Origin of the sequence: Bradyrhizobium centrosematis (assembly GCF_045571495.1) — a bacterium.
Lineage (GTDB): Bacteria > Pseudomonadota > Alphaproteobacteria > Rhizobiales > Xanthobacteraceae > Bradyrhizobium > Bradyrhizobium centrosematis.
The window spans coordinates 3,829,738-3,854,921 of record NZ_CP120703.1 but is presented as its reverse complement, the minus strand read 5'-3'; the positions used below and the strand labels follow the sequence as shown (position 1 = coordinate 3,854,921).

17 protein-coding genes and 1 tRNA gene are annotated in these 25,184 nt (G+C 65.9%); 9 read left to right on the top strand and 9 right to left on the bottom strand.

Annotated elements, in window-relative coordinates:
- The first annotated feature begins 1 nt into the window (after position 1).
- Both P6U31_RS18565 and P6U31_RS18560 read left to right on the top strand, forming a co-directional pair.
- Positions 2–1,504, top strand: coding sequence for an AMP-binding protein (locus P6U31_RS18565; RefSeq protein WP_407183094.1), 1,503 nt, complete (start codon positions 2–4; stop codon positions 1,502–1,504).
- Between the two features lie 86 nt (positions 1,505–1,590).
- Positions 1,591–2,811 carry a GGDEF domain-containing protein gene (locus P6U31_RS18560; protein WP_407183093.1) on the top strand — a complete coding sequence of 407 codons (1,221 nt, stop codon included), beginning with the start codon at positions 1,591–1,593 and terminating at the stop codon, positions 2,809–2,811.
- Between the two features lie 131 nt (positions 2,812–2,942).
- On the opposite strand, the gene mfd is transcribed toward P6U31_RS18560, so the two are convergent.
- Both mfd and P6U31_RS18550 read right to left on the bottom strand, forming a co-directional pair.
- The gene (gene mfd, locus P6U31_RS18555) at positions 2,943–6,461 is read right to left on the bottom strand and encodes a transcription-repair coupling factor (protein WP_407183092.1); all 3,519 of its coding nucleotides are present in this window, start codon (positions 6,459–6,461) and stop codon (positions 2,943–2,945) included.
- Positions 6,458–6,748, bottom strand: a complete 291-nt coding sequence (locus P6U31_RS18550; protein WP_407183091.1) for a succinate dehydrogenase assembly factor 2 — start codon at positions 6,746–6,748, stop codon at positions 6,458–6,460. The genes mfd and P6U31_RS18550 overlap by 4 nt, the downstream gene beginning before the upstream one ends.
- A 256-nt stretch (positions 6,749–7,004) precedes the next feature.
- On the opposite strand from P6U31_RS18550, the gene recG reads away from it, so the two are divergent.
- Entirely contained in the window at positions 7,005–9,113 is a 2,109-nt protein-coding gene (gene recG, locus P6U31_RS18545; protein ID WP_407183090.1) for an ATP-dependent DNA helicase RecG, read from the top strand.
- Here recG and panE read toward each other — a convergent pair.
- The 4 genes from panE to glmS all read right to left on the bottom strand — a co-directional run bounded on the left by panE (position 9,071) and on the right by glmS (position 13,897).
- Positions 9,071–10,039, bottom strand: coding sequence for a 2-dehydropantoate 2-reductase (panE, locus tag P6U31_RS18540; RefSeq protein ID WP_407183089.1), 969 nt, complete (start codon positions 10,037–10,039; stop codon positions 9,071–9,073). The two genes, recG and panE, sit on opposite strands and share 43 nt — an antisense overlap.
- A gap of 199 nt (positions 10,040–10,238) precedes the next feature.
- Positions 10,239–11,111 carry a DUF1932 domain-containing protein gene (locus tag P6U31_RS18535; protein ID WP_407183088.1) on the bottom strand — a complete coding sequence of 291 codons (873 nt, stop codon included), beginning with the start codon at positions 11,109–11,111 and terminating at the stop codon, positions 10,239–10,241.
- 104 nt (positions 11,112–11,215) lie between these two features.
- Positions 11,216–11,986, bottom strand: a complete 771-nt coding sequence (locus P6U31_RS18530; protein ID WP_407183087.1) for a DUF502 domain-containing protein — start codon at positions 11,984–11,986, stop codon at positions 11,216–11,218.
- Between the two features lie 84 nt (positions 11,987–12,070).
- The gene (gene glmS / locus P6U31_RS18525) at positions 12,071–13,897 is read right to left on the bottom strand and encodes a glutamine--fructose-6-phosphate transaminase (isomerizing) (RefSeq protein ID WP_407183086.1); all 1,827 of its coding nucleotides are present in this window, start codon (positions 13,895–13,897) and stop codon (positions 12,071–12,073) included.
- A 221-nt stretch (positions 13,898–14,118) separates the two neighbouring features.
- Here glmS and P6U31_RS18520 point away from each other — a divergent pair, with 221 nt between their 5' ends.
- Positions 14,119–14,337 (top strand): hypothetical protein, encoded by a 219-nt coding sequence (locus P6U31_RS18520; RefSeq protein ID WP_128929278.1) that lies wholly within the window; start codon positions 14,119–14,121, stop codon positions 14,335–14,337.
- 158 nt (positions 14,338–14,495) lie between these two features.
- On the opposite strand, the gene glmU is transcribed toward P6U31_RS18520, so the two are convergent.
- Positions 14,496–15,851, bottom strand: coding sequence for a bifunctional UDP-N-acetylglucosamine diphosphorylase/glucosamine-1-phosphate N-acetyltransferase GlmU (gene glmU, locus P6U31_RS18515; RefSeq protein WP_407183085.1), 1,356 nt, complete (start codon positions 15,849–15,851; stop codon positions 14,496–14,498).
- A 173-nt stretch (positions 15,852–16,024) separates the two neighbouring features.
- Between glmU and P6U31_RS18510 the strand changes: the two genes are divergently transcribed.
- Positions 16,025–17,383, top strand: a complete 1,359-nt coding sequence (locus P6U31_RS18510; protein WP_407183084.1) for a hypothetical protein — start codon at positions 16,025–16,027, stop codon at positions 17,381–17,383.
- A gap of 391 nt (positions 17,384–17,774) precedes the next feature.
- Here P6U31_RS18510 and P6U31_RS18505 read toward each other — a convergent pair whose 3' ends face one another.
- Complete coding sequence (locus P6U31_RS18505; RefSeq protein WP_164934922.1) at positions 17,775–17,921, bottom strand: hypothetical protein; 147 nt, start codon at positions 17,919–17,921, stop codon at positions 17,775–17,777.
- A 154-nt stretch (positions 17,922–18,075) separates the two neighbouring features.
- On the opposite strand from P6U31_RS18505, the gene P6U31_RS18500 reads away from it, so the two are divergent.
- Entirely contained in the window at positions 18,076–18,456 is a 381-nt protein-coding gene (locus tag P6U31_RS18500; protein WP_100174799.1) for a hypothetical protein, read from the top strand.
- Here P6U31_RS18500 and P6U31_RS18495 read toward each other — a convergent pair.
- Positions 18,416–19,975 (bottom strand): beta-(1-6) glucans synthase, encoded by a 1,560-nt coding sequence (locus tag P6U31_RS18495; RefSeq protein ID WP_407183083.1) that lies wholly within the window; start codon positions 19,973–19,975, stop codon positions 18,416–18,418. The two genes, P6U31_RS18500 and P6U31_RS18495, sit on opposite strands and share 41 nt — an antisense overlap.
- Before the next feature lie 345 nt (positions 19,976–20,320).
- Here P6U31_RS18495 and P6U31_RS18490 point away from each other — a divergent pair, with 345 nt between their 5' ends.
- The 3 genes from P6U31_RS18490 to P6U31_RS18480 all read left to right on the top strand — a co-directional run bounded on the left by P6U31_RS18490 (position 20,321) and on the right by P6U31_RS18480 (position 24,310).
- Positions 20,321–20,914 carry a beta-1-3, beta-1-6-glucan biosynthesis protein gene (locus P6U31_RS18490; protein WP_407183082.1) on the top strand — a complete coding sequence of 198 codons (594 nt, stop codon included), beginning with the start codon at positions 20,321–20,323 and terminating at the stop codon, positions 20,912–20,914.
- Positions 20,915–21,131: 217 nt separating this feature from the next.
- Positions 21,132–23,798 (top strand): glycosyltransferase, encoded by a 2,667-nt coding sequence (locus P6U31_RS18485; protein ID WP_407183081.1) that lies wholly within the window; start codon positions 21,132–21,134, stop codon positions 23,796–23,798.
- 436 nt (positions 23,799–24,234) lie between these two features.
- A tRNA-Lys gene (locus tag P6U31_RS18480) sits at positions 24,235–24,310 on the top strand.
- Positions 24,311–25,184: the final 874 nt, after the last annotated feature.

The window sequence follows — 25,184 nt, the reverse complement described above, 5'->3', positions numbered from 1 at the left end:
CGTGAACCAGCCAGCCGTATCGCCGACGCTCGACACACTGTTTCAGCGCACGCTGATGCGGCAGCCGCATGCGACCGCCCTGCTCGATCCCCTCAACAAGGCGCGCATCACCGGGCACCAGCCGCGGCGCATGACCTATGCCGAGGCCGACACGGCCATCGAGGCGCTGTCGGCCTTCTTCGTCGAATCGGGCCTGCCGGCCAATTCCGTCATCGCGGTCCAATTGCCGAACACGGTCGAGTTCGTGCTCACCGTGCTCGCCGCCCATCGCGCCGGCCTCGTCGTCGCCGTGCTGCCGCTGCTGTGGCGGCACGCGGAACTGACCGCTGCGCTGAACCGTACCGCGGCGCGCGCGATCGTCACGATGAGCACGGTCGACGGCGTCGGCTATGCGGATCTCGCGATGCATGCGGCGGCCGAAGCCTTCTCGATCCGACATGTCTGCGGCTTCGGCACCGGTCTGCCCGAAGGCATGGCGCCGCTCGACGAGGTGCTGGCACGGCCGCCGGGGACCACGCGGGCCGTGATCCAGGACGGCCGCAAGGCGGCCATGATCTCCTTCGACGTCACGGCAGAAGGCTTTCGGCCGGTGCCGCGGCCGCATTTCAGCCTGATCGCCGGCGGACTGGCGATGTCGCTGGAAGCCGACATCAGGCAGGGCGCGACCGTGATGGCGGCGTTCGCGCCAATGTCGTTCGCCGGCCTCGCCTCCTCGCTCGCGGTGTGGCTGCTCTCCGGCGGCGCGCTCGCGCTGCATCATCCGTTCGAGCACGAGGTGCTGGAGCAGCAGATCAACGAGCATGAATGCGAGGTGCTGATCGCACCAGCGCAGCTTGCCTTGCGGCTCGGCGATGCCGATCTGGCGGCACGAATGCCGACCTTGCGCAACGTGATCGGCCTGTGGCGCGCGCCCGAGCAAGTGGCGGCGAGCGATGCCTGGATCGCTCCCCATGCCCCGCTGACCGACGTCTATCTGTTCGGTGAGGCAGGCTTGTTCGGCGCCCGCCGCGGCGAGGACGGCATGCCCGTCCCGGTGATGCCCGGGCCGCACGGCGCCCCGCGCGAGCAAGCGGGCTCGTCCATCGCCGGCGAAATCCTGCTGACGCCGAAGGGCATGCTTGGCCTGCGCGGCGCGATGGTGCCGATCGCGGCCTATGCCCCCCCGCAGCCGGTCGGCGAGACGCTGACGGCACAGCCGCCGCGCGACTATGTCGACACCGGTTATGCCGCACGGCTCGACCGTCCGAGCGGCGCGATCTGCATCACCGCGCCGCCCTCCGGCATCATGGCCGTCGGCGGCTACCGCTTCCTCTCCAACGATTTGCAGGAATGGGCCCGCCGGCTCGGCCAGGGCGCGCTGCTCACCGCGCTGCCCGACCGGCTCTCGGGGCACCGGCTCGCCGGTCGCGCCCAGGACAATGCCCGCGCCCGCGAGGCGCTCAGCGAACTCGGGCTTAACCCCCTGATGGTCGAGGCTTTTCGCGACCGCTCCGGGCCGGTCTAGGCGCAGTTTCGCCATCTCCGTTGACGCTGCATTAAGGCGGCCGAACTAGATTGCGCGGCAGATTGTTGCGCGATCAGAGTTCTCTAATGTCCCAGGCGGGCCCGATCCTGTTTGTGTCCGATGCCGAGCGGCCGCCCTTTATCGGGGCGCTGGACGAAGCCCGGCTGTTTCCCGTGGTGGATATCGACTGGGCCAGCGCGGCACGCGCGGTCGAGGAGGTGCAGCCGGCTGCAATTCTCGCTGCGATGCATGGTGGACACGAGCCGTATATCGCGCCGCTCGCAAAGAAGATCGCCGACCAATCGCCTTACCTTCCCTTCGTGGCCGTGGATGCCGCCGGCACGCTGCCTCACAACGCCCTGCCCTTCTCGCGCGGCGGCAATCCCGACCGCCTGATCGCGAGGCTTCGCGCCGCGCTGCGCGTGCGCACGCTCCATGCCACGGTGCTGCGCCGATTGCCCGAAGTGAAGGTCGCGGTGCCGGACGGCGATCCCGCGCGCGACGCCACCGTCCTCCTGATCGGCCGCGGCGCGGCTTACCCTGCGCTCTCCGTCGCGCTCGGCGAGCGCGTCGGCGTCGTCGGTGCGCTCTCGATCGAAGCCGCCGCCAAGCACCTCAACACCCGCGATCTCGACGGCGTCGTGCTCGCCGAAGGTTTCACCGCGCGCGTGACCGATGCCTTCCTCACCGTGCTCGCCGAGGACACCCGCTTCCGCAGCCTGCCCGTCGTCGTCACCGCGCACCAGCTGACGCAGACTTACGACCTGCCCAATCTCGAGCTGATCCCTGGCGAGCCCGCAAGGGTCGCCGCGAACGCGTTGCCCCTGATCCGCCAGCACGCGATGGAAGCGCAGCTGAGCCGCACCTTGCGCTCGATCGATGCCGGCGGCTGGCTCGACCCGCGCAGCGGTCTGCTGACGGTGGAAGCCTTCGCTCGCGATTTCGCCAAGGCGGTCGAACAGGCTCACGTCCGCGGCGGCGGTTTGTCGGTGGCGCGCTTCGCCTTCGATCCCGCCAATTCCCGCGCCCAGCTCGATGCTGCCCGCATCCTGAGCCGCCTGATGCGGCAGATGGATTTCGGCGCGGCGCAGAAGGACGGCTCGGTGATCGTCGTTTTCGCGGAAACCGACTTCCGCACCGCGCACATGATCGCGCGGCGCTTGTCGGCCGTGATGCGGCACACCTCCAACGGCAAGCACGAGATGCGCAGCGAGCCCGTGGTCAGCGTGGATTCGCTGTCGCCGTCGGATACGGCGAGGTCCTTGCTGGCCCGGCTGTCGGCGGACGCGTCAAGGGCGGCGTCCTAACTTTTCGCGCGAGCTACAGCAACCAGCACCGCCATTGCGAGCGCGGCGAAGCAATCCAGGCTCTCTCTGCAGAAAGATTCTGGATTGCTTCGTCGCAAAGGCTCCTCGCAATGACGTGGTGAGAGCCGGGCCTACGCCGCCTTCTTGCTCTCGGCGAGTTGGGCCAGTTGCCGCATGATCTCCGTGGTGCCGGCCAGACGCTCTTCCGGCGTCTCCCAATCCTGCAGGAACACCACCTTCATGTCGGGCCGCACCTTGGCGGCCTGGCCATAGCTGCGGATGAAGGTCACGAGGCGATCGGGATAGGCGAAGGAATTGTCGCGGAAGACTATGACGGCGCCCTTCGGGCCGGCGTCGATCTTCTCGACATTGGCCCTGCGGCAGAACGCCTTGATCGCGGCGACCTTGAACAGATAGCGCACCTCGTCCGGCAGCACGCCGAAGCGGTCGCGCATCTCGGCGCCAAAATTCTCGATCTCCTCCTCGGTGTCGAGATCGGCAAGACGCCGGTACAGCGACAGCCGCACCGAGAGGTCGCTGACGTAATCCTCCGGAATCAGCACGGGCATGCCGATGGTGATCTGTGGCGACCAGCGGTCCGCGGCGGGCTCGGAGACGCCGGCCTTGAGGTTGACGATCGCCTCCTCCAGCATCGATTGATAGAGCTCGAAGCCGACCTCCTTGATGTGGCCGGACTGCTCCTCGCCGAGCAGATTGCCGGCGCCGCGGATGTCGAGGTCGTGGGAAGCGAGCTGGAAGCCGGCGCCCAGCGTCTCGAGCGATTGCAGCACGGTGAGCCGGCGCTCGGCCTGCGCGGTGATCTTCTGCTGTGCCGGCAGCGTGAACAGCGCGTAGGCCCGCAGCTTGGAGCGGCCGACGCGGCCGCGGAGCTGATAGAGCTGCGCGAGACCGAACATGTCGGCACGGTGCACGATCAGCGTGTTGGCGTTGGGAATGTCGAGGCCGGATTCCACGATCGTGGTGGACAGCAGGATGTCGAATTTGCCGTCGTAGAACGCGGTCATGATGTCCTCGATCACGGCGGGCGGCATCTGGCCGTGCGCGACCGCGACCTTCATCTCGGGCACGTTCTTGTCGAGGAAGTCCTTGACCTCGGCGAGGTCGTCGATGCGCGGCACCACGTAAAACGCCTGGCCGCCGCGATAGCGCTCACGCAAGAGCGCCTCGCGGATCATCAGGGGATCGTGCGGAGCGACGAAGGTGCGCACCGCAAGGCGATCGACCGGGGGCGAAGCGATGATCGAGAGCTCGCGCACCCCGGTCAGCGCCAGCTGCAGGGTACGCGGAATCGGCGTCGCCGACAGGGTCAGCACGTGCACCTCGGCACGCAGGGCCTTCAGCCGCTCCTTGTGGCTGACGCCGAAATGCTGCTCCTCATCGACGATGAGCAGGCCAAGGTCGCGGAATTTGATGGCCTTGCCGAGCAGCGCGTGGGTGCCGACGACGATGTCGACGGAGCCGTCGGCGAGGCCCTTCTTGACCTCGTTGAGCTGCTTGGTCGGGATCAGGCGCGAGGCCTGCGCGACGTTGACGGGGAAGCCCTTGAAGCGCTCGCTGAAGGTCCGGTAGTGCTGGCGCGCTAGCAGTGTGGTCGGCACCACAACGGCGACCTGCTTGCCATCGAGCGCAACCGCAAACGCGGCGCGCAGCGCCACCTCGGTCTTGCCGAAGCCGACGTCGCCGCAGATCAGCCGGTCCATCGGGCGGCCCTTTTCGAGGTCCTTCAGCGTGGACTCGATCGCACCGAGCTGATCTTCGGTCTCGTCATAGGGGAAGCGTGCGCAGAACTCGTCGTAAAGGCCCTGCTGCACCGGCAGCTTCGGCGCCTCGTGCAGCATGCGTTCGGCGGCGATCTTGATCAGCTCGCCCGCGATCTCGCGGATGCGGTTCTTCAGCTTCGCCTTGCGGGTCTGCCAGCCCGAGCCGCCGAGCTTATCCAGCTCGACGCTGGTTTGATCCGAGCCGTAGCGCGACAGCAGCTCGATGTTCTCGACCGGGAGGAACAGCTTGGTCTCGGCGGCGTAATGCAGCTCGAGGCAGTCATGCGGCGCGCCGGCGACGTCCAGCGTCTGCAGGCCGACGAAGCGGCCGATGCCGTGCTCGACATGGACGACGATGTCGCCGGCGGCAAGGCTCGTCACCTCCGAAATGAAATTGTCGAGCTTCCGGCTGGCCTTGCGCGGCCGCACCAGGCGGTCGCCGAGGATGTCCTGCTCGCTGATCAGCGCGATCTCGTCGGTCTCGAAACCGCTCTCGAGGCCGAGCACGGCCAGCATGGTCTCGTTGCGCGGGGTGGCCTGCACCGTGCGCCAGGAGTTGACGCTGGTGGTGTGGGCCAGCTTGTGGTCGCGCAGCATCGAGGTCATGCGGTCGCGCGAGCCCTCGGTCCACAGCGCGATCACGACCTTCTTGCGCTGCGCCTGCAACGCCATCACGTGGCTGACGACGGATTCGAACACGTTGACATTGCTGTCGTTGCGCTCTGGCGCGAAATCGCGGCCCTTGCGCGCGCCGGCGTCCACCACGCTCGTCCCATCTGTCGGCACCGAAAACGGCGTCAGCCGCGCCAGCGGGATATCGCCGAGGCGCCTGGTCCACTCCTCCTCGGTCAGATAGAGCCGATCCGGCGGCAGCGGCTTGTAGATCGCACCGCCGCCGGGATGCTCCATCGCCTCGCGACGGGCCTGGTAGTAATCGAGGATCTGCTTGAAGCGCTCGCGGACGGCGTCCTCGGCCTGCGGCTCGATCGCGATTGCCGCGCCCTGCAGATAGTCGAACAGCGTGTCCATCCGGTCCTGGAACAGCGGCAACCAGTGCTCCATGCCGGGATGGCGGCGGCCCTCGCTGACGGCCTCGTACAGCGCATCGTCACGCTCGGGCGCTCCGAACTCGGCGACGTAGCCCATGCGGAAGCGGCGGATGGTGTCGGTGACGAGCTGGAATTCCGAGACCGGCACCAGATCGAGCGAGCGCATGTCGAGCAGCGTGCGCTGGGTCTCCGCGTCGAAGGTGCGGATCGATTCCAGGCTGTCGCCGAAGAAATCGAAGCGGACCGGCTGCTCGAGGCCGGCCGGAAACAGGTCGAGGATGCCGCCCCGCACGGCGTATTCGCCGGGCTCGCGCACGGTCGAGGAGCGGTTATAGCCGTTGTGCTCGAGCCAGGCGACAATGGTGTCCATCGGCACCACGTTGCCCGGCGCGACCGACAGCGCCTGCGCCGCCACGAGCTCGCGCGCCGGCACGCGCTGCACCACCGCGTTCACCGTGGTCAGCACGATCAGCGGCTTGTCGCTGCCGGTGAGCGCCGCCAGCCGTGCCAGCGTGGTCAGGCGCTGCGCCAGGATGCCGCCATGTGGCGAGACACGGTCATAGGGCTGGCAATCCCAGGCGGGAAAGGTCAGCACCGGCAGATCGGGTGCGAAGAATTGCAGCGCGCGCTCCAGCTGCTGCATGCGCGGGCCGTCGCGGCAGACCACGGCAAGGCTGACCGCGGGCTTCTTCGGCCGCGCCGCGATGGCGCGCGCCAGATCGGACACGACGAGGCCTTCGGCGCCTTCCGCGACATTGGCAATCGTCAGGGCTCGGCCGGGCGCAAGCAGCTCGGCCGGAGATTTCATCCCCTGCTTCATACGCCGCCGTCCGCGATCGGATAGGCCTTGATGCGGGCAAACAGCGCGCCGGTGACCGCGGCCGGCAGCACCTTGTCGCCGGTGATGGCGGCATAGAGATCGGGATCATTGACCTCGAGCAGCGTCTCGAGCTGCGTCAGCTCGTCATCCGACAGATTGCCGATCTCGGCATCCGCGAAGCGGCCGAGGATCAGGTCCATCTCGCGCGTGCCGCGGTGCCAGCAGCGGAACAAGAGCCGCTTGCGGCGGTCGTCCAGCCCGCTGCTCGATCGTGTCGTTCCCGTCATGTCTCAAATCCAATCAAACGCAGAAAGCCCGGACGTGCCGGGCGGGGGTGATATAGCCACTCGGACCGGTGATGTCAGCCCTTTGTTATTGCAATTGTTTGGGGGCGTCATTGCCGGGCTTGCCGTCTTCGCAAAGCTTCGCCGGCCTGATATCGAGAGCCCGGCGAAGCCGTTTGCGGCGCCGAGCCCCGGCAATCCATCGTCCTTGAAAAGATGGATGCGCGGGTCAAGCCCGCGCATGACGAATGTTGCAAGAATGCGCCCCAGCCTGCTCAATCCGCTGTTTGCTCCCGTGACCAGCCTGCCCGGCGTCGGTCCGAAGCAGGACAAGCTGCTGCAGTACCTGCTCAGCCGCAATGAGACGCCGCGGCTGGTCGATCTCTTGCTGCATCTGCCGAGCCAGGTGATCGACCGCCGGGCGCGTCCGAAGATCCGCGACGCGGCGCAGGGAACCATGGTGACGCTGGAGGTCACCGTCGATCGTCACCGCCCACCCCCGCCGCGCAATTCGCGCGCGCCGTATCTGGTCTATGCCAGCGACGACACCGGCGACGTCGTGCTGACTTTCTTCCGCGCCAAGCCGGGCTATGTCGAAAAGCTCTTGCCGGTCGGCGAGAAGCGCTTCGTCTCCGGCACGCTGCAGATGTATGACGGCATCCCGCAGATCGTGCATCCCGACCGCGTGCTCGACGAGGCGGCGATCTCGAAACTCTCTGGCATAGACCCGGTCTATCCGCTGACGGAAGGCCTTGCGCTCGGCTCGCTCCGCCGCGCGATCGCACAGGCGCTGCAGAAGCTGCCGGCCCTGCCGGAATGGATCAGCCCGGAGGTGATGCGCCGCTGCCACTTCCCGCCGATCGCGGAAGCGCTCATGCGCGTGCACCAGCCGGTCGAGCTGACGGACATCCTGCCGGACCGGCCGTTCTGGTCGCGGCTCGCCTTCGATGAGCTCCTGGCCGGCCAGCTCGCCCTCGCCCTGATCCGCGCACAGCTGCGCCGCCCGGCCGGCGTGCGCAATGCCGGTGACGGGCACCTGCGCAGCAAGATCATCGACGCCCTTCCTTATGCGCTCACGCCGTCGCAGCGCAACGCCGCGGCCGCCATCGCCGAGGATCTGCAACAGCCGGTGCGCATGCTGCGGCTGCTCCAGGGCGATGTCGGCTCCGGCAAGACCGTGGTGGCGCTGCTCGCGGCTGCCGCCGTCGCCGAAGTCGGCAAGCAGGCCGCACTGATGGCGCCGACGGAGATTTTGGCGCGCCAGCACATCAAGACCATCGCTCCGCTTGCCGAGCGGGCCGGCATGCGGGTTGCGATCCTCACCGGCCGCGAGAGGGGCAAGGAACGGCGCGAGATCATCACGCAGCTCGCCGCAGGCGAGATCGACCTCCTCGTCGGCACCCATGCCCTGATCCAGGACGACGTGATCTTCCGTGACCTCGCGCTTGCCATCGTCGACGAGCAGCACCGCTTTGGCGTGCGCGAGCGGCTGGCGCTGACCTCGAAGGGCGAAGCGGTCGACGTGCTGGTGCTCAGCGCAACGCCGATCCCGCGCACACTGGTGCTGACCTATTTCGGCGACATGGACATCTCAGAGCTGCGCGAGAAACCCGCCGGCCGCCAGCCGATCGACACGCGCGCGGTGCCGGTGAGCCGGATCAGCGAGGTCATGGAGGGTGTCGGCCGCGCGCTCGAAGCCGGCAAGCTGGTCTACTGGATCTGCCCGCTGGTCGAGGAATCCGAGGCGGAAGGAACCGAGCATCTCACCAATGCGACAAAGCGTTTCGAGAGCCTGCAGAAGCGGTTCGGCGACCGCGTCGGCCTCGTCCACGGCCAGATGAAGGGCACCGAGAAGGACCGCGTGATGGGCCAGTTCGCCGCCCACGAGATCGGGCTGTTGGTCGCGACCACCGTGGTCGAGGTCGGCGTCGATGTGCCGGCCGCCACCATCATGGTGATCGAGAATGCCGAACGGTTCGGCCTTGCCCAGTTGCACCAGCTGCGCGGCCGCATCGGCCGCGGCTCGGAGGCCTCGACCTGTATCCTGCTCTATGGCGAGCCGCTCGGCGAGATGTCGAAGGCACGGTTGAAGGTGATCCGCGAGACCACCGACGGCTTCCGCATCGCCGAGGAAGATTTGAAGCTGCGCGGCGAAGGCGACGTGCTCGGCGTGCGCCAGAGCGGCCTGCCCGGCTACCGCATCGCGCGCTCGGAGGTCCACGGCCAGCTCATCACCCAGGCGAGAGACGAAGCGCTGCGCATCCTCAAGGACGACCCGAAACTGAAGGGCGAGCGCGGCGAAGCGCTGCGCTGCCTGCTGTATCTCTACGAACGCGATGAAGCGATCCCGCTGATCGGGGCGGGTTGACGCTCGGCCCTCTGTCGCCCGACCTCGTAGGCCGCCACATGCGCGCGGGCGAGGTCCAGTAGCGGCGTGTCGATGCCGAGCGTCCGCGCGCGATTGGCCATATCGCCCAGAATATGCTCCGCCTCGGTGATCGAGCCGCGCTCGATGTCGCGCAGCATCGAGGCCTTCAGCGGCGAATCCAGCGTGGTGAACAATTTTCGGTCAAACTCAATGAACGGTGCGCGCGGCTCGAAACCGGAGGCTGTCGCAACGGCGCAGCATTCGGCGAACAGGCGGAAGATGGACTGCTCACCGTTCGGCACGGCCAGGATGTCTCCGATGCTCGCCCGCATCAGGCAGGTGATGCCGGCGAGCGTCGAGAGCTGGACGAACTTCTCCCACATGTCCTGCATGATCGCTTCGCTGGCGCGCACGTCGATACCGGGGACCTGGAGCAGCTTTTCCAGCGCGAGCACACGTTCGCTCAGTGCGCCATCGATCTCGCCGAAGACGATGGTCTGATTGGCCATGAAGTGAACCACCCGGCCCTCCGCATCGAGCCCGGCGCTGACATTCGCGAGCCCGCCGAGGACGCGGGCCGCGCCGAACCTCGCGGTGAGAGCGTCGAGATGTTTCAGCCCGTTCAGGATCGGCAGGATCATCGTGTCGGGACCGAGGGCGGGCGCAAACTGGCTCATCGCGTCATCCAGCGAATAGGCCTTCACCCCGACGAGCACGACGTCGAACGGCTCCTTGAGTTCACCGGCCACAAGAAGCGTCGGCTGCACGGCGAAATCGCCGTGCGGGCTCACGACCTGCAGGCCATTCAGCCGCAATTGCTCGGCCCGCTTCCCGCGCACCAGAAAGGTCACGTCTCGGCCCGCTCGGACGAGGCAGGCTCCGTAATAGCCGCCCAGAGCCCCCGCGCCGATCACCAGCACTCTCATTCGAACTCCCATGCGCCTGCTTCCGCAGAATAGTAACAGATGGGGATCGCGACGTCTCCTCCCCGTCATTGCGAGCGCAGCGAAGCAATCCAGAGTCCCTCCGCGGAAAAATTCTGGATTGCTTCGCTGCGCTCGCAATGACGCCGTGGATAGAGCAACTTCAGAACAATTGCGCCTTCGCCGACTGAGCGCGAACCGATCAGGTCTTCTTCTGCGCGATGCCCGCGGCAAACGTCTTCATCAGCGCAGCATCCGCCGCCTCGCCATTCGCATCCGCTGCGAGATGTTCAAACCACCGTGCAAAGCCCTCATAGATCTGGCTGGCGGGATGACCGGGCCCGAGGAAACCTGAAATCTCCCGCATCTCGGCGACCCAGCGATAGGCCTTCGGGATCATGTCCGGCAGCGCGATCTCGAGCCGTGCCAGGATCGCGGGCTGGCTCAAAGCCAGCTCGTCGCGCAGCGCGTCGGCCGCGCCCGCTTTCGTTGCCGCGACCACCATGGCCGAGCCGATGCCGGCGAGGCCCTTGACGATGCCGGCATAGGACATCTTCAGAGCGGATGCCGCGCCGACCGGGCCTTCGACGATCCGCACGTCGAGGCCGAAATCCCTGAGCACCGCAACGTCCTTGGCGTACTCGCCAGACATGTAGAAGGCCGGGCTCTTGCCGCCGGGCTGCGGCGGAAACCCGATGATGCCGGCATCGACGAACGGCGCCTGGGCCGAGCCGATGATCTCCTCGATCCTTTGCACGGTGTCGACATTGACCGCGTTGCAATCGACCACGATCGGCTTGTCCTCACGCCTGACGATCAGCGCAGCCAACCGTTCGGCCAGCGCAACGGCTTCGCCTGGCGGCACGATCGAGAGAATGATGTCGGCGGCGGCGATCGCATCGTCATCGGCGCCGACCATGCCGGCGTCTGCTGCGCGCTTCAGCGTCGCCTCGCTGCGGCCTTTCAGGGAGGTCAGCACGCGCGCGCCGTTCTCGCTGAGGCGACGGGCGACGGCGCTGCCCATGGCGCCGGGTGCGAGGATCGCAATGGTCTTGGACGCAATGGTCTTGGACATCGTGCACTCCAGGTCGATTCCGAGCGAGGCGCTCAGGTCAACCGGGACATTAGCAGAGGATGCGAATGCTTGCGTGAACGCGGCCATCCCGCGAGGGAATGGCCCTACTCCACCTTCGCAGGCTCGGGCTGCAGCGCCGACGCATTGGCGATCCGCGCGGCATTCGCCACGCCGGCAAGCGCCGCCGCCTTCTTCGGATCGGGTGCCGAGCCCGGCTGCACCACGCCGGCCGACATGATCAGCGTCGCCGCATCCTCTGCCGTGAGATCGACCTCGATGATCTTGCTCTTCGGGACATAGAAGAAGAAGCCGGTGGTCGGGTTCGGCGAGCACGGCAGGAAGACCGAGACATGCTCCTCCTGCCCCGGCAGGTTGCGCGCGATGTCCTCGTTCGGCGATTGCGAGATCAGCACGATCGACCACATGCCCGGCGACGGAAATTCGACCAGACCCACTTTCCGGAAGCTCGATCCCTTGCCCGAGAACAGCGTCTCGAACACCTGCTTCAGGCCGCGATAGATCGCCCGCACGGCCGGGATCCGGCCGAGGAAGGTCTCGCCGACGTCGACCAGCGTCTTGCCGATCAGGTTGGCGGCGAGGAATCCGACCAGAGTCAGCGTGAAGAATGCGACAATCAGTCCCCAGCCGGGCACGCCATAGGGCAGATAGGTCTCGGGCCGATAGGCCAACGGCACAAAGGGTCGCACCACGCCATCGACCCAGGTGACGAACCACCAGACCAGATACAGCGTGATCGCGATCGGCCCCGTCACGACGAGGCCGGTCAGAAAATAATTGCGGAAGCGGCCCATCAGGCCGGTATGCGGTTCCGGGACGGGATCAAGAGGCGCAGGCGCGTCGTCGCGGGGGGTCATTCGGGTTCCAGATCGGTCGCAGCACACAAGCTAGGGTCTTCTAGCAGGTTTTGGAAGGCCGCGACCGATCGATATCCCGTCTGCCTATTCCACAGTCACCGATTTCGCGAGGTTGCGCGGCTGGTCGACGTCGGTGCCCATGACGACGGCGGTGTGATAGGCGAGCAGCTGCACGGGCACAGCGTAGACCATCGGCGTGAAAGCCGCCGCCATGTCAGGCATGACGATGGTGACGAGGGACTCGACCGTGGCCTCTTCCGCGCCCTTGGCGTCCGTCATCAGGATGATGTTGCCGCCGCGGGCGGCGACCTCCTGCATGTTGGAGACGGTCTTTTCGAACACCCGGTCGTAGGGCGCGATAACGACGACCGGCATGGTCTCGTCGATCAGAGCGATCGGCCCGTGCTTGAGCTCGCCGGCGGCATAACCCTCGGCGTGGATGTAGGAGATCTCCTTCAGCTTCAGCGCGCCTTCGAGCGCGAGCGGGAAGCTGGTGCCGCGGCCGAGATAGAGCACGTCGCGCGACTTGGCGATCCGGTGCGCCAGCTTCTCGATCTGGAGCTCGGTGGTGAGCGCAGCCGCCATCAGGCGGGGCACCTCCACGAGGCCGTGGACCAGCTTGGTCTCGTCCTCGTCGGACAATTCGCCGCGCGCCTTGCCAGCCGCGATCGCAAGGTTGGCCAGCACCATCAGCTGGCAGGTGAAAGCCTTGGTCGAGGCGACGCCGATTTCGGGGCCGGCTAGCGTCTGCAGCACGGTCTCGCTCTCGCGTGCGATGGTCGAGGTCGGCACGTTGACGACGGCGACCGTGTGCACGCCCTCGGCCTTGGCATAGCGCAAGGCCGCCAGCGTGTCGGCCGTCTCGCCTGACTGCGAGATGAAGATGGCGAGATCGCCCTTGCGCAAGGGCGCCTCGCGGTAGCGGAATTCGGAGGCGACATCGACCTCGACCGGCAGGCGCGCAAAGCGCTCGAACCAGTATTTTGCGACGAATCCCGCATAGCTCGCGGTGCCGCACGCGGTGATATTGATGCGCTGGATGGTCTTGAAGTCGAAGGGAAGATCGACGGGCAGCGCGACGCGCTCGGTCGCCATGTCGACGTAGCGCGCCAGCGTGTGACCGACCACCTCCGGCTGCTCGTGGATCTCCTTGGCCATGAAATGGCGATAGTTCGCCTTGTCGACCAGCGAGGTCGAGGCGGCGTGCTTGATCTTGTCGCGCTGGACGGCGTTGCCGTCCTTGTCGAAAATCGTCGCGCTCTTGCGGGTGAGCACCACCCAGTCGCCGTCCTCGAGATAGCTGACCGTATCGGTGAACGGGCCGAGCGCGATCGCATCCGAGCCGAGATACATCTCGCCGTTGCCATAGCCGATCGCCAGCGGCGGGCCGTTGCGGGCGCCGATCATGAGGTCGTCGTCGCCGGCGAAGATGAAGCCGAGCGCGAAGGCGCCGCGCAAGCGCGCCAGCGCCAGCTTGACGGCTTCGACCGGCTTGTTGCCGCGCGTCAGCAGGTCGTCGACGAGGTGCAGCACGATCTCGGTGTCGGTCTCGGTGTTGAACACCGTGCCCTTCTTCTCGAGCTCCTCGCGCAGCTCGCGGAAATTCTCGATGATGCCGTTATGGACCACGGCGACGCGCTCGGTCGCGTGCGGATGGGCGTTGTTGACGGTCGGCTTGCCGTGGGTGGCCCAGCGGGTGTGGCCGATGCCGGTCGTGCCCTTGAGCGGCTCGGCTTCCAGCCGCTTCTCGAGATTCTTCAGCTTGCCTTCGGCGCGGCGGCGCTCGAGGTGCTTGCCTTCGAGCGTGGCAACGCCCGCCGAGTCGTAACCGCGATATTCAAGACGTTTGAGCGAATCCACCAGCTGCTCTGCAACCGGCTCGCGCCCGAGAATGCCGACAATCCCGCACATGCGGACCACTATCCCCCAAATCGTCGAAAAATCGCCTAAACGACGCGTTCGGTTTTTAGCGAAATTCCCAGGGAACCATATACTCAATAATTATTGCGGATTGAGACAGCGTGGACCGCAACCTGAGCTTCGCCTGCGTCGAATTGGCCGGCCTTAAACCTCGCGCGTTAACTCGTTGTCAACATGTTTGACCAACGATTCCGGTCCAGGAGGGTAAGGCCATGAAGGGCTCGTCCGACCGCAAAGGTCTGTCATCGATGTATTTGCGCGCCAGCGAGACCACGGGCACGCATCTGGCGCATTGGCCACCGCCCCAGCGCGGCAAGGAAAGCAAGCCCGTCTTCATGAAGCATCCGGAAGGCGAGCCGGTCAAGCGCGCCAAGCCGCGCGGCTGGCGCCTGACCCGCGCGATCTTCTCCGAATTCGCCGACGACGAATAACAGTGCAGCGGAAGGAATCCCTGATGGTGAGGAGCGCGAAGCGCGTCTCGAACCATGAAGGCCCACCTCTAGCCCGCAGCCATACTTCGAGATGCCCGCTTGCAGCGGGCCCTCAGGATGAGGGCGGAGACTGTTGCGACACAACAGAATAGCGGAGCTCATTTCTCCCGCTTCTTGCCGCCCGTCTTCATCTCGCGATAGCGCGCCGCGCCGCCGTCCCGGATGGTCTGCGGGCTCCGCTCCAGCGCCATCGCGTCGTCGGGTACGTCCTTCGTGATCACCGAGCCCGAGCCGATATAGGCGCCGTTGCCTATTCTGACCGGTGCCACCAGCGAGGAGTTGGTGCCGACGAAGGCGCCCTGCCCGATCACCGTCTTGTGCTTCTTGAAGCCGTCGTAGTTGCAGGTGATGGTGCCGGCGCCGATGTTGGAATTGGCGCCGACGGTGGCATCGCCGATATAGGAGAGATGATTGACCTTGACGCCGGCCTCCAGCGTCGCCGCCTTGGTCTCCACGAAATTGCCGATGCGCGCGCCGTCGCCGAGCGAGGTGCCCGGGCGGAGCCGCGCATAGGGCCCGATCGAGACGTTCTTGCCGAGCGTCGTCTGCACGATGTGCGAGAAGGAATGGATCACCGTGCCGTCGGCGATCGAGACGCCGGGGCCGATCACCACGAACGGCTCGATGGTGACGTCCTTGCCGAACACGGTGTCTGCGGCGAGATAGACGGTCTCCGGCGCGATCAGCGTGACGCCGGCCTCCATCGCCGCCTTGCGCAGGCGCGCCTGCATCACCGCTTCGGCTTCGGCGAGCTGCGCCTTGGTGTTGATGCCGCGCACCTCGTCCTCGCCGGTCTCGATCACCACGGACTCCCATCCCTGCTTGCGGACGATCTCGACCGCGTCCGTCAGATAATATTCGCCCTTGGAATTGGCATTGCCGATCTGCCCGAGGATCTCGAGCGCCCGGCGGCCGTCGATCGCCATCACGCCCGCATTGCACAGGTCGATCTTGCGCTCCTCGGCGCTGGCATCGGCCTGCTCGCGGATCGCGACCAGACGGTCGCCCGCGACGATGAAGCGGCCGTAACCGGTAGGGTCAGCGGCGCGAAAACCGAGCGCGGCGAGCGCGGCGCCCTTCGCGAGCGGCGCGCGCAGCCGCGCGAAGGTCTCGGCCGAGATCAGCGGCGTATCGCCGAAGGCGATCAGGAGATCGTCGACGCCGCGCGCGATGGCCTCGCGCGCCGCCAGCACCGCATGCGCGGTGCCGAGCCGCTCGGCCTGCACGAAGGTGAGCGCGTCGGGCCTGATGCGCTTTGCCTCATCGGCGACCGCCTGATGGTCGGGACCGATCACGACCGCAAGCGCACTACCGGTTCCCTTGGGAGCAGCGGCGAGCACATGGGCAAGCAACGTCTGACTTGCGACCGGATGCAGCACTTTCGGCAGGCTCGATCGCATGCGCGTGCCTTCGCCGGCGGCGAGCACGATCGTGAGGCTGGAACGGGCGGTCATCGAAATCCTGTCAGATATGGCCGAATCGATTTGCGACGGGCGGCAAGCCACCCTCAAAAAAGGGCTTGCCTTGCTACCCCCGCAAACGCCCGGAATTCAAGTGCGACACGCATTTCCTGTTAATGTTCCCTGATTGATTCGGGGAAGCCGGACAGGGCGGGCACTTAACGTTCATGGCAAAGGATTCCGACCCACTGGCGGATGCCTTCGGCACCAAGGAGACCGGCGGGCTGTTCTCCGGACTTGTCGCCGAGGAAAGCGCGCTCGATCGCCGCCTGATGTGGCGGCTTGGCTCGTGGGGCGTGGCCGCCGTCGGCGCGGTCACCATCGCGGTGATGGCCAATCAGGCCCAGCTCGGCTGGCGGCGTGATCAGGTCGCCTCCGCCGACCTTGCGCGCCAGGCCGACCGGCTCCAGGTGCTGACCAGGGAAAGCCAGAACGAGGCCCGCCGGCTCGCAGCCGCCATCGAGACGCTGAACACGGATCGCGACCGGCTCTATTCGCGCGTCACCGTGCTGGAGCAAGGGCTCGAGTCCGTCACCGGCGCCATCGCCAAGCAGGCCAGCCCGCCCCCGCAGGCCGGCAAGCCGCAGGATGCTGTGCCCGCGATCCCCAGTGTCGCGCCGGTCGCCTCGATGCCTGCCCCCGCCACGGACAAGCCGCGCGCGGATGCGGCCAAGGACACGCCCAAAGAAACGGCGAAGGAAATAGCCAAGGAGCCGCCGAGCCCGCCGCCGCAGACTGCGGCGGCCGCCTCGGTCGTGCAGCACTCGCCGGCGACGACTTCGGCATTGCCGACGCTGCCGCTGCTGCCGTCCAAGTCGATCATGGCACCGCCCGATCCGGCCGCGTCGAAACTGGTGCAGCCCGAGGCCAACGAGAAGGCCGCCGAGAAGAAGGGCGAGCCGGCGCCCGCCCCGACCGAAGTCGCGACGGCCGCCAAGGCGCCAGATGCGGCCGAGGGCGAGTCACCCGCGATCGCGGTTCAGCAGACGCGTTTCGCAATCGATCTCGGCGGCGCCAATTCGATCGATGGCCTGCGCGCGCTCTGGCGCGGCGTGACCAAGTCCAATCCGGAAATCGCAACGCTGCGCCCGATCATCATGATCAAGGAAGGCACCAGCGGGCTCGGCATGCAGCTCCGCCTCGGGGCCGGCCCGCTGGTCAACGCGGCCGCCGCCGCAAAATTCTGCGCGACCCTCGCCGAGAACGATCGTCACTGCGAGACCACCGTCTTCGACGGCCAGCGCCTGTCGATGCGCGGCTCGGAAAAGGGACAAGAGAAGTCTCAGGACAGGGTTCAGGAGAAGAGCCCGGAGAAGACCCAGGACGCGGCTCCGCAAGCCGAGACCGCGCCCGCGCCGAGCGCAAAGCCCGAGAAGCCGCAACGCCGCCGCAGCTACTCCTCCAAACGCACCAAGCGCGAGGAGCCGGCGCCCGCGCCTGCCGCGCAGCCGGCGCCGGCCAAACCGGAAACCGCATCGGCGTCGGCAACCACGACATCGACGCTGTCGTCGTTCTTCAGGCGGTAGCACGCGCCATCCGTGGCAGCAGCCGCTTGCGTGCGGCGATCGGACGCTTGGACCTGAGCTGCCTTCACGTTGCTCGTGCTGTTCGTTCTCGGCCGGGCCGAGCGCCGGCTCGGATCGAAATCGCCAGCATGCTGGTCGGCCGAACATACCAAATGATAGCGAAGAGCTCGGCTCAAGAAGGCACTATCCGCGACGAATGTGATTCGGAGCGGAGATGACGGACGCGAATTTCTTGCGGGAGCAACTCGCGTTGATCCGCGAGCTTGCCGATCAGGCCGATCCCCATATCAGGAAACGACTGCTCGCATTGGCCGAGAAATACGAGCGCCGCCTTGCGGAGCAGAATCGAAAGATTCCTCCTCGACCTTGACGGCTCGTGCGCGCACGCGACCTACTCGATGCGTGCCTTCTCCTTGAGATCGCGAATCCGCATCTCGGCTTCGTCTCTGGACTGGACGATCTCCGACCAGTCCTCGACCCGCGCCTCCTTGCTTAGCCTTTTGAGCTCGTTGAGCTGCTCCTGCGTCGGCTTGTCCATGCTCGCTCCTTGACCGGAAGATGCACCAGGCATCACACCGTCCAGAACGAGCCGGATCCTCGCCTGTTCCTCGCGGGGCCCCGGGTCGAGCCAAATCGCCGGAAACATCGCCTGCCCTGTTGCCTGCCCGCGCCATCCCGACCATATTGCCCGCATGACAAAGAAGCCCTTCCGCCTCACGCCCTACCAGGTGCAGTTCCTGCTCGTCGTCGGATTCGTCACCGTCGGCTGCGCGCTCTACGTGCGCTATCTCGCGATCGAGTTTTCGCAGGTCGCGCTCGCCTGCGACGCCGGCCTGCAGACGCTGATCTGCAAGTCGCGTTCGGTCTCGACCGTGCTGTTCAAGAACTCGGTGTTCGGCATCGTCGCGCTGGTGGTTGCGACGCTGAACCTGATGCGGCCCTCGATCGTGCTGCTCACGGTCGGCCTCGTCGCGGCCGGCCTCGGCATCGTGCTCTATAATGTCGTGCTGTCGGGCCTTGCGATCGGCTTGTTCATTCTCGGGTTTGCTCGGCCCGCGCCCGCCACAGCGTGAGCGCGAACAACAGATAGATCGTGCAGGTCCACAGCGACTGCCAATTGTCGCGGCCTTCGTTGACGAGCACGAACACGGCCGACAGCGCCAGCACGCCGGCGAACACCGCTTCGGCGATCGGACGCTGGCCGATCTGCGGCCGGTTCAGCATCAGAAGCGCGAACGGCACCACCGCCATCGTCAGCGCGGCGTAGGGAAAATCCTTGTAGCGCGGGTCGAACACGAAGCCGAGCGCGGTCGCGGCCGCGATCACCGCGGTCACCGCGAGCGTCAGGCCGAGCACGGCGGTCAGCTTCGACCATTTCCGCCCCTCGCGCGGTCCGAGCAGATCGAGGAAGGTCGGAAGGCTGCGGCCGATCACCATGGCCTGGGCGCAGAAGATCGGCGACAGGATGCCGGCCAGCAGCAGCGCGCCCCAGAGCAGCCAGCCGCCGATGCCGTAGCTCTCGTAATACATCTTGTCGGCGCCGATCCCGAGCAGGCTCCCCGCCGTCGTCGCCGAGATGGCAACGCCGAGCCAGGCCGAGGAGCGCGGCGTCCACGGCCGCCGGCGCAGCGTGATGAGGGCGACCGCGAACACCAGCACGGAAAGGCCCATGCCCGCGCCCATGTACCATTTCCAGTACGGGAAATTGCTGATCGGCTGACCCGGCGGGTATTTCAGGCTCCGGCGACCCCCGTCATACAGGCCCCAATAGCCGCCCACCGTGCCTTCCAGCCTGCGCTTCCACGGCTGGTCGTAGGATTCGATCAGATTGACGCGGAACTTCTGCGCCTTTGCCAGGCTCAGGATTTCCGAGACCACCCGCGCCTGATTGGTGCGCGAGGGCAACGCCGCGTCGCGCATGCGCCCCTCGCTCGGCCAGCCGGTTTCGCCGATCAGGATCTCCTTGCCGGGAAAGGCCACCGCCATGCGCTCGCGGATCTGTTCGACATGGGCCGCGGCGAATTTCGCCTTGACCGGAAAATCCTCCCAATAAGGCAGGATGTGAATGGTGACGAAGTCCACGCTGTCATAGACCTCGCGGTTCTTCAGCCAGTATTCCCAGACGTCGGCATAGGTGACCGGCACGCCAACTTGCGCCTTCACCATGCGGATGATGGAGACGAGATCCGCCGTCGTCATCTCACCGCGCAGCAGCACCTCGTTGCCGACGATGAGCGTGGTGATGACGTCGGGGAATTCCTTGGTGAGGCGGACCGCCAGCGCGGCCTGCTCGAAGTTCTTGGTGCGGTTGCTGGAGAGCCAGATGCCCTGCAGCACTTTCAGCCCGCCGACCTTGGCCGCGACCGCCGGCACCTGGTCGAGCCCATTCTCCATCGAATAGGTGCGGATGCAGCCGGTGATCTCCTTGAGCTGACGCAGATCCTGCTCGATCTGCTCGGCCTCGATATGCGTCCACGCGTCCAGCGGCGTCTGCTCGCCGCGGAACGGCGCGTAGGAGACGCATTGGACCTTCTCGGCGGGATCGATCGGGGCGCGCGCGAGCGTGATCGGCGTCGCCAACCACCACCACAAGGCAGCAATCGCACCCAATGAAACGAGCAGAAGCGCCAGTGGCGTACGAAGAGAAATCGGTTCCGTCCTCCGCGAAGGGTCCGTCGATTACCTGCTTGGACGCCGTCTGCCAAGGGGGTGTCCAAATGCCGATCGCACTGCGCTGATCCCCGTCTCGCCTCGGAGGAATCAGCCTGCGGCCGTTCGACCGAGGCCTAGCATCGTGACTTTGCTGGACAAAATTCCAAATACAGGTCATGGACTCCGAAAGACTTTTCCGCCGCATTGGAGACCCATTTGGACGCCATCACCGGGCGCGTCCGCGGGATCCTGACGCGGACGGCCAGCGAATACATTGGGGAATTCATGCGGCAACGGGTGTTCGAGTTACGAAATGCGGTCCTGCGGCAGTTCGCCGCCACCTTGGCCGTCTCCTCCCTTCTCGTTTTCGCCGGTCTCGGTGGCGCCGTCGCCCAGAGCGGCACGCCCGCACCCGACCAGGGCAAGGCCGCCGCCCAGCCCGCCGACGCCGCCAAGGATGCGGCCCAGAATCAGCGCCGCACCGACGAGTTCGCCGAAGCGGCCCAGGTCATCAACGGCCCGGCCGGCAATCCCGAATGCGTCTGGCTCGGCCGGCGCGTGGTACGGCTGATGTGGCGGGACGACCTCGATACCGCGTTCCGCCATCTCGACCTCTACGACCGCTTCGGCTGCCCCGGCGGCCACATCCAGGCCGCGTTCCGCTGCCTGACCCGCTTCGGCGGCCAGATCGATCCCAAGGTCGCCGAGACGCTGGACAGCCGCGTGCACGCCTGCTGGATCAACCCGGCGGCCCAGCCGCAGCAGGCGGCCGCGAGCGCGGCCCAGCCCGCGGCACCGGCGCCGGGCAATCCGCCGGCACCGCAGCCCGCCGCGAGCCCCGCGCCGGCGGCAAGCCCGAGCCCGGCGCCCCCGAAATAGCCGCGATCGTTTCAGCTGTCGTTCAGGAACGATCGGCCATAGACGCGGTTGGCACTGCCGCGCGTCTTCCAGAAAAGGCCATGCCCTCATAAGGACATGAGCCCATGACAGTTGTGAAACCGCGCGGCGGAGGTATGCTTCCTTTGCCGCGGACACGGTCGGATCTCGGGGTCGGATCCGCTTCCCTGCCACCTCAGCCCCTATTGGTTTAGCCGCGATGCGCGTTGTCGCCGCCGTTCTATTGCTCGTGTCCGCGCTTCACGCCGGCATCTGGGGAGTCTTGCGCGACAGGGAACCCGCGCCCGACTTCAAGGGCCTCTTGCCCAGCGTCTCCTACGCGCCGTTCGAGGGCTCGGCCCACCCCGACATCGACAACATCCCGACCGTCGAGAAAATCCGCGCCGACCTGAAGACGCTGTCGACCATGACGCGCGCGATCCGCCTCTATTCGTCCACCGGCGGTGTGGAGCTGGTGCCGCCGATCGCGGCCGAGTTCGGCCTCAAGGTCACCGTCGGCGCCTGGATCGACAAGGACAAGGATCGCAACGAGCGCGAGATCAAGGCCGCCATCGAGCTCGCCCGCAAGAACAGCAACGTCGTCGGCGTCGTCGTCGGCAACGAGGTGATCTACCGCGGCGAGCAGAAGGTCGAAGACCTCATCGACATGATCAAGAAGGTGAAGGGCTCAGTCCGCGTGCCCGTCACCACCGGCGAGATCTGGAACATCTGGCGCGACAATCCCGACCTCGGCTCCAGCGTCGATTTCATCGCCGCCCACGTGCTGCCCTATTGGGAAAACTTCCGCTCCGACCAGGCGGTCGACCAGGCCGTCGATCGCTACAATCTGTTGCGCAACCTGTTCCCCGGCAAGCGCATCGTGATCGCCGAGTTCGGCTGGCCGAGCCAGGGCTACAACTTGCGTAACGCCGATCCGGGCCCGTTCCAGCAGGCCCTGATCCTGCGCAACTTCGTCACCCGCGCCGAAGCCATCGGCATGGAATACAACATCGTCGAAGCCATCGATCAGCCCTGGAAGTACTTCGAAGGCGGCGTCGGTCCGTACTGGGGCATCCTCAACGCCAACCGCGAGCCGAAATTCGCCTGGACCGGCCCAGTCGAGAACCCCGACTATTGGAAGCTGATGGGCATCGCGCTGCTGGTCGGCGTCCTGCTGTCGCTGCCGATCCTGCGGATCGAGAAAGCGACCGCGAAGCAGGCCTTCCTGCTGTCGGCGACCGCCAATGGCGTCGGCGCCTGGGCCGCGACCGTGTTCGCATTCTGGAACAGCCATTACTTCATCTTCGGCTCGGCCTTCGCGCTGACGCTCGGCATGATCCTCCTCGTTCCCCTCGTCCTGATCGCAATGGCGCGCATCGACGAGATCGCCGCGGTCGCCTTCGGCCGGCCGCCACAGCGGCTGATCACCAAGGACAAGCCGGTCGCGAACGTGCCCGAGGGCTACTGCCCGAAGGTCTCGATCCACATCCCCGCTTATTTCGAGCCGGTCGACATGCTCAAGCAGACGCTGGATGCGCTGTCGCGGCTGAACTACCCGAACTACGAATGCGTGGTCATCATCAACAACACGCCCGATCCCGCCTTCTGGCAGCCGATCCAGGACCATTGCCGCGCGCTCGGTGAGCGCTTCAAGTTCATCAACGCCGAGAAGGTGCAGGGCTTCAAGGCCGGCGCGCTGCGGATCGCGATGGATCGGACCGCGGCCGATGCCGAGATCATCGGCATCCTCGATGCCGACTATGTCGTCGAGCCCGACTGGCTGAAGGACCTCGTGCCCGCCTTCGCCGATCCGCGCGTTGGCCTCGTGCAGGCGCCGCAGGAGCACCGCGACGGCGATCAGTCGATCATGCACTACATCATGAACGGCGAATATGCCGGCTTCTTCGACATCGGCATGGTCCAGCGCAACGAGCTCAACGCCGTCATCGTGCACGGCACGATGTGCCTGATCCGCCGCGCCGCGATGGACATGGCGGGCGGCTGGTCGTCCGACACGATCTGCGAGGACTCAGATCTCGGCCTTGCGATCCAGGAGCTCGGCTGGACCACTCACTACACCAACACCCGCTACGGCGCGGGCCTGCTGCCGGACACCTACGAGGCCTTCAAGAAGCAGCGGCATCGCTGGGCCTATGGCGGCCTGCAGATCGTGAAGAAGCACTGGCGCCGCTTCCTGCCGGGCGCGAGCCGGCTGACCGCCGACCAGAAGCGCGAATACGGACTCGGCTGGCTGAACTGGCTGGGCGCCGAAAGCCTCGGCGTGGTGGTGGCGCTGCTCAACCTCGTCTGGGTGCCGATCGTCGCCTTCGCCGACATTGCCATCCCCGACAAGATCCTGACGCTGCCGATCATCGGCGCCTTCGTCGTCTCGCTGGTACACTTCCTGTCGATGTACCGCGCCCGCGTCGCCATCAAGCCGGGCCAGATGCTAGGCGCCATGATCGCGGCAATGAGCGTGCAGTGGACGGTGTCGCGCGCGGTGGCACAGGGCCTCATCACCGAGCACATCGCGTTTGCCCGCACCTCCAAGGGCGGTCTGTCCAGGATGTCGATCGAGTTCCAGGCGTTCTGGGAGGCCGTGATCGGCACCCTGCTCCTGGTCGGCGCCGGCGTCCTGATCGCCTCCAACAGCTTCCGCCAGATCACCGAGATCTACATCTTCGCCGGCGTCCTCGTGCTGCAGAGCCTGCCGTTCCTGGCGGCTGTCGCCATCGCCATCCTCGAGCTCAGCCGCATCAACTCGTTCCAGTTCTGGCATGACAGCGCGATCCGCACCGCCGAGCTGATCGGCCTGCGCCCGGTCGCGCTGCCCCCAGTGGGCGCACCGCAGGCTGTGCCGAGCGAGGTGCGGCGGGAGACGAACTGACCGACGAAAGCTCGCCTAGCGGCCATCCTTCGAGACGCCCGCCGCCGGCGGGCCCTCAGGATGAGGTATGACGTGTCTGCGGCAAGCCCTTAGACCTTCGTGGTGAGGAGCCCGCCAAAGCGGGCGTCTCGAACCATAAAGGCCGAGCTCCGTCGGCGTCCCTCTGCAGTTCAGCGTGGATGACGGCCCGCCAATTAGGTTGAGATTCCCGGCGTAACCCGCGGAGGCAACGATCAAATCCCCGCCCCTGCCAAGACTTTCGGCAGCCACGCCCGCTATTGACCTCCGCAGCCACTCCCCCTACACAGCCCGGGCCGAAAGCATGATCCGGAAACAGCCGGTTTTCCCCGCAACGCAAATTGGGCGTAGCGGCAAGACATGCTTCTCGAATGTCCGACAACGATGGCCATCTCTTCAAAGCCATCAGCGGCCATGGGAGCGCGTAGCTCAGCCGGTAGAGCACGTGACTTTTAATCACGGGGTCCTGGGTTCGAGCCCCAGCGCGCTCACCAAAGTAATTTTAATAGCTTAGGCGAATCAGCAACCATCCGAAAAAGTCTTGAGTGGGCACTGTGTTGGCAAATCAATTGTCGCGCTCGCGGTCGAATATCTCGGCACGATAGTTGTTCGCCATCACGAGCAAGCCGGCACGCAGCGCTGGCATGGTGCTGTCGTTGGCCACGGGCAAAGCCGCTCGAACCGCTTGAGCTCTATGATTTGTCAGACTGCGGCGCGCGGTGGGTCAAGAACGACTTGAAGTCGAGCGGCTATAATTGTGCCCGTTGATTCGGGAGGATCGTTTGCAAGTTGAGCGGTTAGCTACTGCGGCGGCCGTCGTGCTTGGTGCCGTCATCTTGGCCGAAACTATCATGCTCCTTCGCCATCGAGCATTGCAGATATCTCCGGACGTGTCGTCCGCTTGGGCCGCTGGACCGACCGCCTAACCTGGTGCGCTCCCACGGCAGCGGTTGCGCCAAGCTACTTTCATTGCGAGCCGGGTGAGTGGGAGCACGTGAAGCCGTAGAGGCACGAACGAAGCGTGCGGAACGGGGGTAGTGATGGCGAAGAAAACACTTTTCTTTAATGGCAAACTGAGGCGCCTGCGATCAACAGGCAGAGGTTTTGCTATGTCGAGATATTTTGAAGCAGCGAGGCCTTTGGGTCCCCGCTAGCAAAGAGCGGATAATATTCAATCAGACTCTCGCGTTCCAAGCACAGCCACGCTCATCTACGAACGCGATCTCTCGGGCTCGCCTGTAAATAACGGCCATAGCGCCGTGCCTTTCATTGTGAACTCGTGCTTCGCCACCGAGATCTACCTAAAAGCAATCGCTCTTGTTAATGGGAAGGTTTTGCAGGGGCACGAACTCGACTGGCTCTTCAAGA

What these genes read in the sequence shown, in the direction of transcription:
- P6U31_RS18560 (WP_407183093.1), top strand. Translation starts at nt 1,591, where the DNA reads ATGTCCCAGGCGGGCCCGATCCTGTTTGTGTCCGATGCCGAGCGGCCG.
- P6U31_RS18520 (WP_128929278.1), top strand. Translation starts at nt 14,119, where the DNA reads ATGAAGGGCTCGTCCGACCGCAAAGGTCTGTCATCGATGTATTTGCGC.
- P6U31_RS18510 (WP_407183084.1), top strand. Translation starts at nt 16,025, where the DNA reads ATGGCAAAGGATTCCGACCCACTGGCGGATGCCTTCGGCACCAAGGAG.
- glmU (WP_407183085.1), bottom strand. Translation starts at nt 15,851, where the DNA reads ATGACCGCCCGTTCCAGCCTCACGATCGTGCTCGCCGCCGGCGAAGGC.
- recG (WP_407183090.1), top strand. Translation starts at nt 7,005, where the DNA reads ATGCGCCCCAGCCTGCTCAATCCGCTGTTTGCTCCCGTGACCAGCCTG.
- P6U31_RS18500 (WP_100174799.1), top strand. Translation starts at nt 18,076, where the DNA reads ATGACAAAGAAGCCCTTCCGCCTCACGCCCTACCAGGTGCAGTTCCTG.
- mfd (WP_407183092.1), bottom strand. Translation starts at nt 6,461, where the DNA reads ATGAAGCAGGGGATGAAATCTCCGGCCGAGCTGCTTGCGCCCGGCCGA.
- P6U31_RS18535 (WP_407183088.1), bottom strand. Translation starts at nt 11,111, where the DNA reads ATGTCCAAGACCATTGCGTCCAAGACCATTGCGATCCTCGCACCCGGC.
- P6U31_RS18485 (WP_407183081.1), top strand. Translation starts at nt 21,132, where the DNA reads ATGCGCGTTGTCGCCGCCGTTCTATTGCTCGTGTCCGCGCTTCACGCC.
- glmS (WP_407183086.1), bottom strand. Translation starts at nt 13,897, where the DNA reads ATGTGCGGGATTGTCGGCATTCTCGGGCGCGAGCCGGTTGCAGAGCAG.
- P6U31_RS18530 (WP_407183087.1), bottom strand. Translation starts at nt 11,986, where the DNA reads ATGACCCCCCGCGACGACGCGCCTGCGCCTCTTGATCCCGTCCCGGAA.
- P6U31_RS18505 (WP_164934922.1), bottom strand. Translation starts at nt 17,921, where the DNA reads ATGGACAAGCCGACGCAGGAGCAGCTCAACGAGCTCAAAAGGCTAAGC.
- panE (WP_407183089.1), bottom strand. Translation starts at nt 10,039, where the DNA reads ATGAGAGTGCTGGTGATCGGCGCGGGGGCTCTGGGCGGCTATTACGGA.
- P6U31_RS18490 (WP_407183082.1), top strand. Translation starts at nt 20,321, where the DNA reads ATGCGGCAACGGGTGTTCGAGTTACGAAATGCGGTCCTGCGGCAGTTC.
- P6U31_RS18550 (WP_407183091.1), bottom strand. Translation starts at nt 6,748, where the DNA reads ATGACGGGAACGACACGATCGAGCAGCGGGCTGGACGACCGCCGCAAG.